The sequence below is a fragment of the Streptomyces sp. WAC 01529 genome, from assembly GCF_003945545.1.
Classification (GTDB): Bacteria; Actinomycetota; Actinomycetes; order Streptomycetales; family Streptomycetaceae; genus Streptomyces; species Streptomyces anatolicus.
In genome coordinates this window covers 6132826-6145704 of sequence record NZ_CP029617.1, presented here as the reverse complement: position 1 = coordinate 6145704, position 12879 = coordinate 6132826, and the positions used below count along the sequence as shown (strand labels likewise).

General features: G+C 72.8%; 7 protein-coding genes and 1 pseudogene. 5 read left to right on the top strand and 3 right to left on the bottom strand.

Going from position 1 to position 12879, the window contains the following annotated elements; genetic code table 11:
* The first annotated feature begins 232 nt into the window (after positions 1-232).
* The 5 genes from DMA15_RS27565 to DMA15_RS27545 are packed head-to-tail and all read left to right on the top strand — an operon-like array spanning position 233 to position 6232.
* The gene (locus tag DMA15_RS27565; protein ID WP_125515440.1) at positions 233-2137 is read left to right on the top strand and encodes an ABC transporter substrate-binding protein; all 1905 of its coding nucleotides are present in this window, start codon (positions 233-235) and stop codon (positions 2135-2137) included.
* 3 nt (positions 2138-2140) lie between these two features.
* The gene (locus DMA15_RS27560; protein ID WP_125515439.1) at positions 2141-3235 is read left to right on the top strand and encodes an ABC transporter permease; all 1095 of its coding nucleotides are present in this window, start codon (positions 2141-2143) and stop codon (positions 3233-3235) included.
* Entirely contained in the window at positions 3232-4164 is a 933-nt protein-coding gene (locus DMA15_RS27555; protein WP_125515438.1) for an ABC transporter permease, read from the top strand. Before DMA15_RS27560 ends, DMA15_RS27555 begins: the two co-directional genes overlap by 4 nt.
* A 5-nt stretch (positions 4165-4169) precedes the next feature.
* Positions 4170-5189, top strand: a complete 1020-nt coding sequence (locus DMA15_RS27550; protein ID WP_125518029.1) for an ABC transporter ATP-binding protein — start codon at positions 4170-4172, stop codon at positions 5187-5189.
* A gap of 23 nt (positions 5190-5212) precedes the next feature.
* Complete coding sequence (locus tag DMA15_RS27545) at positions 5213-6232, top strand: ABC transporter ATP-binding protein (protein ID WP_206302965.1); 1020 nt, start codon at positions 5213-5215, stop codon at positions 6230-6232.
* 166 nt (positions 6233-6398) lie between these two features.
* On the opposite strand, the gene DMA15_RS27540 is transcribed toward DMA15_RS27545, so the two are convergent.
* From DMA15_RS27540 to DMA15_RS37630, 3 genes and pseudogenes are all read right to left on the bottom strand, one after another.
* The gene (locus DMA15_RS27540) at positions 6399-7349 is read right to left on the bottom strand and encodes a bifunctional riboflavin kinase/FAD synthetase (protein WP_125515436.1); all 951 of its coding nucleotides are present in this window, start codon (positions 7347-7349) and stop codon (positions 6399-6401) included.
* A 173-nt stretch (positions 7350-7522) separates the two neighbouring features.
* Positions 7523-8932 (bottom strand): annotated as a pseudogene (locus tag DMA15_RS27535) (serine protease); the annotation flags it as partial.
* Positions 8933-8943: 11 nt separating this feature from the next.
* Complete coding sequence (locus DMA15_RS37630) at positions 8944-12789, bottom strand: hypothetical protein (RefSeq protein WP_240659951.1); 3846 nt, start codon at positions 12787-12789, stop codon at positions 8944-8946.
* Positions 12790-12879 lie beyond the last annotated feature (90 nt).

The following is a 12879-nucleotide window of genomic DNA, read 5'->3' as shown; positions in this document are numbered from 1 at the left end:
CCTGCCCACTCCCCCACCATCACCCCCTCACCAGCCAAGCGGCAGAGGTCTTGACCAATGCGGGTGAAATTGCGGTCAACTCGTTATTTCCGCAGGCCACATGGGGTTCACCTGCCGTTGACTCGCCCAGACCGGCGCTGGTAGACACACACATCAACCAGCTGACGTCCCTTGATCAACCAGCGTGCAACCAGCCATCCCTGCGCGAGCGATGACGCGAGGTCACCGACCCATGGACACACAAGATCAGCACGGCAGAGCAGCAGCACCGAACGCCCCGGAACCGCAGACTCCAGCGCCTCACCGCCCCCGCAGCCGACTGAAGCTCCTCGCCGCCGCCGGCGCCGCCGCGTTCACCCTTACGGCCGGTCTCGCCACGCCGCTCGATCCGGCCCCGCGGCAAGCCGAGGCCAAGGATGACGGAGGCAAGAAGGTCCTCACCGTCGCCGTGGCGCAGAGCGTCGACTCGCTCAGTCCCTTCCTCGCCCAGCGGCTGCTCAGCACCAGCATCCACCGGCTGACGTACGAGTACCTGACGAACTACGACGCCAAGAACAACAAGGCGATCGACGGGTTCGCCACCGACTGGAAGGCGTCCGCCGACAAGCTGACGTGGACTTACACCATTCGCGAGGACTCCAAGTGGTCGGACGGGAAGCCCGCCACCGCCGAGGACGCCGCCTGGACGTTCAACAAGGTGATGTCCAAGGAGGGCACCGCCACCGCGAACTCGAACTTCGTCACCAACTTCAGGAAGGTGACCGCGCCCAGCCCCACCAAGCTGGTCATCGAGTTGAAGAAGCCGCAGGCCACGATGGCCGCGCTGGACGTGCCGATCGTTCCCAAGCACGTATGGGAGAAGGTCGACGACATCTCGAAGTTCAACAACGACAAGGACTTCCCGGTCGTCGGCAACGGCCCGTTCATCCTGACGGACTACAAGGTCGACCAGTACGTGCGGCTCAAGGCCAACAAGGACTTCTGGCGCGGTCCGGCCAAGTTCGACGAGCTGGTCTTCAAGACGTACAAGGACCAGGACGCGGCCGTCTCCGCGCTCAGGAAGGGCGAGGTGTCGTTCGTCGCCGGGCAGCCCGCGCTGACCCCGGCGCAGGCCAACTCCCTGGCGAACGAGGAGAACATCAAGGTCAATGAGGGGCCTGGCCGTCGTTTCTTCGCCATCGCCACCAACCCGGGGGCGAAGACGAAGGACGGCGAGAAGTTCGGTGACGGCCATCCGGCGCTGCTCGACAAGAAGGTCCGCCAGGCGCTCTTCCTCTCCGTCGACCGCGAGGCGATCGTCGACAAGGTCTTCCAGGGCAACGCCGTCGAGGGTGCGGGCTACATCCCGCCGCGCTTCTCCGAGTACGCCTGGAAGCCCTCCGCCGACCAGGAGCTGAAGTACGACCCCGAGAAGGCCGCCCGCCTCCTCGACGAGGCCGGTTACAAGAAGAACGGCGACGGCAAGCGCGTCGGCAAGGACGGCAGGCCGCTGGACTTCCGCATCCTGTGCCACGCCACGGACCCCAATGACAAGGCCGTGGGCAAGTACCTCAAGGAGTGGTGGGGGGAGCTGGGCATCGGGCTGAAGGTCAACTGCCTCGATGACGTCTCCGTGCCGTGGTACGCGGGTGAGTACGATCTGGCGTTCGACGGCTGGTCCGTCAACCCGGACCCGGACTTCGTGCTCGGCATCCACACCTGCGCCGCGCTCCCCGTGAAGGCCAAGGAGAGCGCCGCCACCGACAACTTCATCTGCGACAAGAAGTACGACGAGCTGTATGCCGAGCAGCTCGCGGAGTACGACCCGGACAAGCGTGCGGACATCGTCAAGCGGATGCAGTCGTGGCTGTACGACTCGGGGTACATGAACGTCCTCGCGTACCCGAACGCCGTCGAGGCCTACCGCACCGACCAGATCAAGTCCATCACCACCATGCCGACGGCCGCAGGCAACATCTACGGCCAGGACGGATATTGGAGCTGGTGGTCAGCCGTCCCCGCGGAGGGGAAGAGTTCCTCCAAGGATGGCAGCTCGACCGGTGTCATCATCGGTATCGCCGCTGCCGCGGTGGTGCTCGTGGGCGGCGGAGTCCTGTTCGCCCTGCGCCGCCGTTCTACCGCAGAGGACCGCGAGTAACGCATGACCGCTGACAGCAATCCCGCACTGCTCGACACCGAGGGCCCGCCGGGCCCCGGGGCCGACGGCGACCCGGCGAAGGCCGGGCCGGCGTCGGCCCGCGGGCCACGGGCCCGCAACACCCGCGCCTATCTCCTCTACGTGGCGGGCAAGCTCGGCGGCGCGCTCGTGTCGCTGTTCGCCGTGCTCGTCACCAGCTTCTTCCTCTTCCGGCTCATCCCCGGCGACCCCGTCAAGCAGATGACGGGCGGCAAGCGCGTCTCTGCCGAGCAACTGGCCGCGATGCGCAAGGAGTTCGGCCTCGACAAGCCCGTCATGGCCCAGTTCTGGGACTACACCGGCAAGGTGCTGAGCGGCGACTTCGGTACGTCGTACCAGTTCCACGCCCCCGTGATGGAGAAGATCACCGAGGCGCTGCCCGCGACACTGCTCCTCACCGGAACGGCGTACGTCCTCTACACCCTCATCGGCATCTGGCTCGGCACGCGCACGGCCTGGCGTAACGGCAAGCTGGGCGACCGCCTGCACACCGGCCTCGCGCTGACGCTGTACTCCGTGCCGTCGTTCTGGCTCGGGCTGCTGCTGATCATCACCTTCTCGGTGGGGATCGGGCCGATCCCCGGGATGTTCCCCACCGGCGGCCTGGAGTCCGGCGGTGAGACGGGCCTCGCGTACGTCATCGACGTCGCCCACCACATGGTGCTGCCCGTCATCACGCTCGTCGCCGTCGGGTACGCGCAGACCCTGCTGGTCATGCGGTCCTCGCTCCTCGACGAGATGGGCAGCGACTATCTGACGACCGCGCGTGCCAAGGGGCTCCGCGACGATCTCGTACGCCGCCGGCACGCCGTCCCAAACGCGCTGCTGCCGACCGTCACGCTGATGTTCGTCAATCTCGGCACGGTGGTGGCGGGCGCGATCCTCGTCGAGACCGTCTTCTCCTGGCCGGGGCTCGGCGGGCTCTTCTACGCGGCGCTGAGCGTGCCCGATCTGCCGCTGGTGCAGGGGCTGTTCTTCGTCTTCTCGGCCGCGGTGATCCTCATGAACACCCTGGCCGACGTGATCTATCCGCTGCTCGACCCCCGGGTGGGCCGATGACGACCGAATCCGCGCCGAGCGCACCCACCGCGCCGGGAAAGAGCGCGCGCTCCCTCGCCTGGACGCGGCGCAGGCACTCCGCGGCGCGTTTCTGGCGGGACTACCGCACGCACAGGGCCGGGCTCTTCGGGCTCGCGACGCTCGTCCTGATCGCCCTCGCCGCGGTCTTCGCGCCGCTGCTCGTCGGCTCCGACGCGCAGAGCGTGACCGACGCGCCGGGCGCGCCGATGGAGTCGCCGAGTGCCGAGTTCCCGCTGGGGACCGACCAGTTCGGGCGCGATCTGCTTGGCCTGCTGGTGTGGGGCGCGCGGATGTCGCTCACCGTGGGGCTGCTCGCCGCCGTGCTCTCGGTGGCCATCGGCACGCTCGTCGGCATCACGGCGGGGCACTTCAAGGGCTGGTACGCCACGGTGATCATGCGCGTCACCGACTGGTTCCTGGTGATGCCGACGCTGGTGCTCGCCATCGCGCTGGCCGCGGTGATGTCCGGCAGCGTCTGGACGATCATCCTGGCGATCGGCGTGACGACCTGGCCCACGACGGCACGCCTGGTCCGCGCGCAGACCCTCGCGGTGGAGTCGCGCCCGTACATCGAGCGGGCGCGGGCGCTCGGCGGCGGCCACGGCCACGTCATGGCCCGGCACGTGCTGCCCAACGTCATGCCGCTCGTCCTCGCGCAGACCACCCTCGTCATCTCCGGCGCCATCCTCACCGAGGCCACGCTCGCCTTCCTCGGCCTCGGCGACCCGACGAGCGTGTCGTGGGGCGGTCTGCTCCAGGACGCGCGTGAGGCGGGCGCGGTCAGCGCGGGCCACTGGTGGTACCTCGCCCCGCCCGGTCTCGCCATCGCGCTCGTCGCGCTGGCGTTCACGCTGTGCGGCCGTGCCGTGGAATCCGTGCTCAACCCCAGGCTGGGGGCTTCCCGTTGACCGACCTGACCAAAGCCAGCGTGCGGCGTCTTCTCGACGTACGCGATCTCGAAGTGACGTACGCGAACGGCGCCGCCGCCGTGCGCGGGGTGAACCTCCACGTCGACGCGGGCCAGAAGCTCGGCGTCGCCGGTGAGTCGGGCTGCGGCAAGTCCACGCTCGCGCTGGCGCTGCTGCGGCTGCTCCCCGCGGGGACGAAGGTGTCCGGCGAGATCCTGCTCGACGGCGAGGACGTCCTCACGATGAAGTGGGGGCAGGTGCGCGCGGTGCGCTGGGCGGGCGCCTCGATCGTCTTCCAGGGCGCGATGCACTCGCTGAACGCCGTGCACCGCATCGGCGACCAGATCGCCGAGCCGATCCTGCTCCACAAGAAGGCCACGCAGGCGGGCGCCAGGAAGAAGGTCGGTGAACTCCTCGAACAGGTGGGGCTGCCCGCCGCCCGCGCCGAGGCGTATCCGCACGAGCTGTCGGGAGGCCAGCGCCAGCGCGTGATGATCGCCATGGCGCTGGCCTGCGATCCTCGTCTGATCATCGCGGACGAGCCGACCACCGCACTCGATGTGATGATCCAGGCCCAGATCCTGCGCCTGATCGAACAGCTGGTCACCGAGCAGGACCTCGGCCTGGTGATGATCAGCCATGACCTCGCGGTGCTCTCCGACACCTGCGACCGGCTCGCGGTGATGTACGCGGGCCGCGTCGTCGAGGAGGGCCCGGCCACGCAGGTCTACGAGGACGCCAAGCACCCCTACGGGAAGGCCCTGTCGGCGGCGTTCCCGCGGATCGGCGACGCGGCGTCCCGGTTCGCGCCGCGCGGCCTGCCGGGCGACCCGCCCGACCCGTCGGCGCTCCCTACGGGCTGTACGTTCCATCCGCGCTGCGCGGTGGCCCTGGACTCCTGTACGAGCGAGGACCAGGCCCTGCGGGACGCGGGCCCGCACCACCGCGCGGCATGCGTCCACGCGGGCGCGCCGCTCCCGGCGCAGCCCACGTCGGCGCCCGCGACGGCGGAGCGCACACCGTGACCGAGAGTGACGAGGAGCCGCGCATGACCACCCCCGAGCCGGGCGGCGGCTCCCTGCTGTCCGCCAGCGCCCTGCACATCGCCTTCCCCGGCCGCCGGGGCGCGCCGACCGCGCGGGCGGTGGACGGCGTCGACCTCGACATCAAGGGCGGTGAGATCGTCGCGCTGGTCGGCGAGTCGGGCTGCGGCAAGACCACGCTGGCCCGTTCGCTGCTCGGCCTGGTGCCGCCGACCTCCGGCAAGGTGACGTTCGCCGGGCAGCCGCTGAACTACTCCGGGCGTGCCCTCAAGGCGTACCGCAAGCGCGTCCAGCTGGTGCTCCAGGATCCCAGCGGCTCGCTCAACCCCCGGCACACGGTGTACGAGGCGGTGGCCGAGGGGCTGCGCATCCATGGGTACGCGGGTGACGAGCGGGCCGCGGTCGCCGGGGCGCTCTCCCGGGCCGGTCTCCGGCCCCCCGAGCGCTTCTTCCTGCGCTATCCGCACGAGCTGTCGGGCGGTCAGCGCCAGCGTGTCGTCATCGCGGGCGCGCTGGTCCTCGAACCCGAACTCATCGTCGCCGACGAGCCGGTGGCGTCCCTCGACGCGTCCGTGCGCGGCGAGATCCTGGCCCTGTTGCTGCGCCTGCGGGACGAACTGGGGCTCTCCGCACTGGTGGTGACGCACGATCTGGGGCTCGCGTGGAACATCGCGGACCGCGTCGCGGTGATGTACCTGGGCCGGATCGTGGAGACCGGCACGGTGGAGGAGGTGCTGACGGCGCCTCAACACCCCTATACGCAGGCGCTGTTGTCGGTGCTTCCGGAGGCGCCCGGGGAACCGGTGGTGCTCACGGGTGAGCCGCCGGACCCGTCCCGCATCCCGGGGGGCTGCCGGTTCCATGTGCGGTGCCAGGTGCTCGCCTCCGGCGAGGCGGAGGCGGCGGGCGTCGCGAGCAGGTGCCGTACGCAGGACCTGGCCGTGCTTTCGGGCGCCGGGCGCACGCAGGTGGCGTGCCACTGGGCGAGTTCTGGCGGGGGCGCCTTGGGGGGTGGGGCGCCTTAGGGGGTGGTGGGTTCTGTTTCGGTTGCGACTGGCCGTCGGTGGGGGCTGGTCGCGCAGTTCCCCGCGCCCCCTAAGGGGCGCTTGGCCGGGCCCCGTCAGGGGCGCGGGGAACTGCGCGAGCGACGCGCCCGCAGGCACGCAAAGAGGCAACGCCCCCCAACGACGACTAGGCCCCCGCGCCAGAAACAAGGGCGCGGGATTTCTCCACGTCATCCGCGATAGCGACAAGCAGCGCCTCGATGGAGTCGAACTTCGCCTGTCCCCGCACGAAGGCGAGGAAGTCCACCGCGACATGCAGCCCGTACAGATCAAGGCCGACGCGGTCGATCGCGTACGCCTCGACCGTCCGCTCGGTGCCGTCGAACTGCGGGTTCGTCCCGACGGAGATCGCCGCCGGCATCGCCTCGCCCTCGACGTGCAGCCATCCGGCGTAGACGCCGTCGGCGGGGATGGCGGTGTGCGGCAGCGTCTCCACGTTGGCGGTGGGATAGCCAAGCTCGCGCCCGCGCTGGGCGCCGCGCACGACGACGCCCTCGACGCGGTGCGGACGCCCGAGGATCTCCGCGGCGCCCTTCACGTCGCCCTCGGCGACCAGGCGCCGGGTCAGCGTGGAGGAGAAGGGCTGACCGGCGCCGGCCTCGCCCGTGACGTACAGGTCGATGACGTCGACCTCGTAGTCGTACGTGCGTCCCAGCTCGGCGAGGAGGGCGACGTTGCCCGCGGCCTTGTGGCCGAAGCGGAAGTTGGGGCCCTCGACGACCACGCGCGCGTGCAGCTTGTCCACGAGGACCTTGACCACGAAGTCGGCGGGCGACAGCTTCGAGAACTCGGAGGTGAAGGGGAGGATCAGCAGCGCGTCCACACCCAGCTCGGCCATCAGTTCGGCGCGGCGGTGGTGCGGGGCGAGCAGCGGCGGGTGGCTGCCGGGGCGTACGACCTCGCTGGGGTGCGGGTCGAAGGTGACGACGACGGCGGGCACGCCGAGTTCCCGGGCGCGCTCCACGGCACGGCCGATGATCAACTGGTGACCGCGGTGCACGCCGTCGTAGGAACCGATGGTGACGACGCTGCGCCCCCAGTCCTGGGGGATGTCCTCCAAGCCACGCCAGCGCTGCACTTCTTTGCTCCTCGCCGAACCTGTGTACGTCCGTGACGTCTGTACGTTCCCATTGCCGATTACGCAGGTCTAAGACTGCCATGCCGACGTGCCCCGGCTCGCATCGGTGTCTGCTCGGCGGGGGTGGCGGCAGTCACTCCGGGCCGTCCTCGGGCTGAGGCCGGGGTTGTCCCCTAGGCCGGGACCCGTGCACCGCCCGCGATGTTCAGAATCGTCCGGGAGGCGCTCGGGCCGATCAGGGCGGCCCACTCCTCGGGGGCGTCGCGGAGCCAGCGGGCGACGAGGGTGGCGAACGCCTGTTCGCGGCGGGCCTGTTCGACCAGGCAGCGGTCGAAGCGGAGGGCGCCTTCCGGGGTGCGTCCGAGGAGCAGTCCGGTGCGGTGCACGCGCTCGCGGGTGCGGGCCTCACCGCGGACGGCGGCGCCGTGGGCCACGGAGCGCAGGACGCTCTCCAGGACCGTCGGGTCCCGCTCCTGGCTGAGCAGTACGTCGAGCAGCTCGTCCCGCAGGGCCCGCGAGGCGGCGGTGCCGGGGGCGGCGAGGACGGGCGCGAGGGCCGCGCGGACCTGTGCGGGGCGGCTGTGCAGCAGGCCGGACACCAGGGGGAAGAGGACGGGGCGTACGGCGGGGCCCTGTTCGAGTCGCCGGTCGATGTACGCGGCGGCGGCTCCGGCGGTCTCGGGGCGAGTCTCCAGGAGGTCCTGTACGAGGGCGGCGACGCGGCGGGCGAGGGCGGGCGTGGTCACGTCGGCGAGGCCGCGCAGGACGTCGTCGGGGGCCGGGCCCGGGGCGTGCAGGCGGGCGCTGAAGGCGGCGAGTACCGGCTCGGGGTGGGTGGCCAGGGCCTCGGCCGGCGCGCTCACGGGCAGCCGCGGGTCCCCGGCGATGAAGCGGCGCAGGGCGCGGGTCAGATAGCGGGGGCGCGTCTTCGGGTCGCGGATGAGCAGGGCGAGGGCGGCGCCGTGCAGGGTGTCGTCGGCGGGGCGGGCGAGCAGGGCGAGGGCGGCGTCCCGCAGGATCTCCCGGTCGGCCTCCGCCGTGGCGTGCGGGGCGACGAGCGGGCCGTAGGTGGCGGCGGCCACGCGCCGGTCGGGCCGCTCGTCGTGGGCCCAGCGCACGACGGCGCGGCAGAGGGCGGAGGGCTCCTCCTCGGCGAGGGCGGCGAGGAGTTCGTCGGCGCGGGCGTGGGCGCGGTCGACGAGGGTTTCGGTGAGGTCGTCGATGGCGTGGTGCCGGTGGGTGTGGAGCAGCGCCTGCGCGGCGGAGGCGACGGTGGCGTGGGGCGCGGCGTCCAGCGGCCGCTCGTCGGTGAACCAGCGGACGAGGTGCGGCTGTACGCCGGTGGGGTCGGCGGCGAGGAGTCCGGCGACGGCGTCCAGGCACCGGTCCGGAGTGCCAGGGGGCCCGTCCCGTACGACGCGCCGCCGCAACAGGGCGAACCGCTCGGCGTCCCCCAGGCGGAGCCCCAGCCAGAATGCGGCCCCGAACTGGCCGCGCTCGGCGAGCACTTCGAGCACGGGCAGATAGGGCCCCGCGTCGGGCACGCGCAGCAGCACGCCCCTGACCAGGTGCGTCGCCCACCAACAAGCATCGCTCACACCGTCACGGCCTGCCGCCTTGCCGCGTACGGGGACTTCCGGCTCCGTTCCCGGGGGGTGCGGGGCCTCGGGGTGCGGGGTGGCGCTGTGGAGGGGGTGGTGGGGGGTGGCTGGGGTACGGGGGGAGGAGCTTCGGGTCCGGCGGAGAAGGGCAGGGGCGGGGTGGGCCCTGCGGAGGGTGCCGAGCCCATTTCGGGGGAGGTCGCGAGGTTGCCGTTGCCGTGAGCGGGTGCCGGGCGGCTGCCGCCGGAAGTTGCCGGGTGGTCGTCTCGGGCGGGGGTAGCACGGCTGCCGCCGACAGATGCCGCGTGACCGCCTGCTGCCGGGGGTGTGCGGTCGCCGTCGGCAGGTACCGCGTAGTCGTCTCGGGCAGGTACCGAGCGACTGCCGCCCACGGATCCCACACGGCCGCCCCCAGCCGGAGCCGCGCAGTCGCCCCCGACAGATGCCACGTAGTCATCCCGGGCGGTTGCCGAGCGGCTGCCGCCCACAGATTCCACATGGCCGCCCCCGGCCGGGGCCGGGCGGTCGCCGCCGACGGATGCCGCGTGGCCGCCCCCGGCCGGAGCCGCGTGGATACCTCCGGCAGATGCCGCGTAATCGCCTCCGGACGGAGCCGCGCAGTCGCCCCCGACAGATGCCACCCAGTCATCCCGGGCGGCTGCCGAGCGGCTACCGCCCACAGGTCCCGCGTGGCCGCCCCCGGCCGGAGCCGGACGGTCGCCGCCGACAGATGCCGGACAGTTACGTCCGTCAGCTGCCGCGCCCTCCTCCTCTGCGAACGCCTCGGCACGGTTGCCTCTGGTGGAGTCGCCGCCAGTTGACGCGACACAGCTAACGTCGGCACGCGCCCCGCGCCAGCCTTCGGCAGACCCCTCCCCGTCGCCCTCGGCGCATGCCGGGCCTACGCCCTCGTCGAAGGCCGCACCATCACCTCGGGCGCGCACCCCAAAACCGCCCTCGACTGAGCCCTCTCCGCCACCTCCAGCGGGCGCCACGCAGCCCTCACCAGCGAACGCCCCATACGCGTCCCCGCCGAAAACCGCACCCGCATCCTCGGCGCTCGCCGCCCGGCCGCCTCCGGCGCATGCCACAGAGCCCCCGCCACGGGACGCTCCGTAGTGCCCTGCCACGGATTCCGTGCAGCCGTCGACAGGTGCCGCACAGTCGGCTCCGGCAGATGCCGCGTCCCGCCCCTCGGCAAACGCCGCACGGTTGCCTCCAGCGGACACCGCCCCGCCACCTCCGGCGCATGCCGCACACCCACCGCCAGCGGACGCCCCGCAGTGCCCTGCGACGGATTCCGCCCACCCCGCCCGGCCGCCTCCACCGCACGCCACACGGCCGTCCCCGGCGCTCACCGGACAGCTGCCTCCCGCGCACGCCGCACATCCCCCGCCAGCCGGCACCCCACCGTCTCCCCCACCGGATTCCGCACAGCCGCCCCCGGTGATCGCTCCACCGGCACACACCGCATCCCCGCTCCCACCGGATGCCGCGCCCTCGGCCTCCGTGGGTGCCATGTCCTCGGCGTCCCGCCCCTCTGCGGGGATCACCGCCCCCCTCTCGCCGCCCCCCGAGCCCTCAGCCCCTGCCGCAGGCCCCGCGCCGCATCCCCCACCGCTCAAGGACCCCCCGCCCACAAACTCCGTCACCGCGTCCGACAGTTCCCACAGCCGCTGCCCCAGCCCCACCGGGCCCCGCTGCCGTCCCAGCAGCAGCAGCGCCTCGATCACCGGGCCGATGCGGTGGCGGGGCACCGGGAGGGGGCGGACGGGGCGGCGCTGTTCCGGGACCGTGGGGGCGCGGAGCGCGGGGCGGTGTCGGTGGATCAGGGAGGTCAGCGCTCCGTCCACGTCCAGATGCGTGCCCTGGATCCAGTCGGCCACCTCCTCGTGCGCGAAGCGGTAACCCGAACCCGCCGGCACCAGCAGCCCCTCCGTCAGTACCGCCGACGCCCAGCCCGTGCAGCCGTGGACCCCCGGCAGCGCCCCCCACGGGAAGACCGCCTCGAAGGACTCGCGGTCCAGCTCGCCCTGGCCAGGGCCCAGGCAGCGCCGCGCCGCCTCGTGGACCTGACCGGAGACCTTCGCCGCGAGGCGCCGCACCGCGGTGCCGCGCAAGCCGTTCGCCGCCGCGAGCCGTACCGCGACGCGCAGGCACAGCAGGTCCAGATGCGCGGCGAAGATCTCCTCCCGCCCGGGCGTACCCGGCGGCGGCGCGTCCGGGCGGGCGGCCCGGACCTCGGAGAGCAGCCGCAGCGCCAGCGGATGCCGCGCGTCGGCTGCGGCGAGCGCGCCCTCCGGAATGCCGTACCGCGCGCGGGCCCACCCCGCCTGCGGCTCCGGCAGGTCATCGAGGCGTACGCAAGGGGGGTATGCGGTTTCGTGTGGTCCCAGCGCTGTTCCCAGAGCCCCGTGCAGCGCCCCCGCCTCGAAAAACGCCCCCGCCTGCTCCCAGTACTCCGCCCGGCAGGCGACGACGAGCCGCGCGCCCGTCTCCCTCAGCCACGCGGCCGTGCCCTCGCTCCACCGGGCGAGGCCGTGTGCCAGCGCGGGCGGCATCTCCTCGGGGCCGTCGAGCAGGAGGAGCAGCGGTCGCCCCGCGTCCCGCACGAGCCGGGCCACGCGCCCCGCCGAGATGTCCCCGAGCCCCGGACCCGGCTCCGGCTGCTGCCCCGGCTGCTGCCCCCGCGGCATCTCCTCCGAAGCCGCGAGGATCCGCCCCGCCCGGTCGAGGGCCCGCTCCACCGCGTCCGCGACGGAGTCGTCCGTGCCCCGCAGGTCGGCGCCGCGCAGCCACAGCGTGGGCGCCGGCTCGGCACCCCTGGCCCGCCGTGCGGCGAGCGCGGACAGTTCCGTCGTACGCCCCGTGCCGGGGTCGCCGACCAGGCCCAGTACGTACGCCGGACCGTCGACGAAGGCGCTGAACTCCCCCGCCACGTCCGGCCGTTCGACCGGGTCGAGCTGCGCCGCGCCCGGCCCGTCGCACCCCGCCGACGTGGCCGTCAGATGCAGCGCGCCCGCCAGATTGAGATCGTCTCCGTAGGCGGGGACGGTCGCGGCGTTGCGTGCGATGAGTGCGGCGAGTGGCCCGCCCGGGTCGGCGGCGGCCGCCTCCCGCAGCGGAATCGCGAAGCCGGGCGGCCGGTGCGCGAAAGGGACCTCCCCCACGAAGAAGGAGCCCTCCCCCACGAGGCCCGCTCCCGCGACGGAGGAGCCCGCTCCCGCGAAGGAGGCGCCCTCCCCCGCCCGAGCCGGATGCTGAGGCAGCAGCGCCGTGCCCAGGACCGCGAGAACCGCGCCGGACGCGACGTCCACGACAGGCCCGCCCGCGGCCCCGCCCCCGAGCCGCAGCGCGTCCGCGCCCTCCGTGCCGATCGCCAACTCCAGCGCGGTGCCCACCAGATGGAAGCGGTCCGTCGCCGTATACGTCACCGGGGAGGAGCCGAGGACCCGCGCCTCGCGCCAGCCGAGCGCGGCGATCCGCACATACGCGCCGGTCGCCACGGAGTCCCGCACGGCCAGCGGGAGGGGCCGCAGCCCGAGCCCCTCGGTGTGCACGAGCGCGAGATCGGCGTCGGGCAGCGCCACCACGGCATCGGCGGGCACGACGCAGGTCCGCTCGTCCGAGGCGTGCAGCACGATCCGGGCGAGGCCGTCGACGGCCTCGTGGCTGGTGATGACCGTGCCGTGCTCGTCGGCGGCGAACCCCGTGCCCCGAGGCCGCCCCGCGAGATCGCAGACCCGCACCAGGGCCCGGTCGAGCGCCGCGTGACCGCCCCGCTCCTCCGCGCCCGCGGCGTCCCCGGCACCCTTGGCCCGCGGACCCCGTCCCGCCATGCTCGAACCTCCCGGCCGTTCCCCGTTCTCCGACCGTAGGTCGGCGGTGATCAGCCGGACAGGACGAGGCCCGAACGCGCCCCCGTCTGC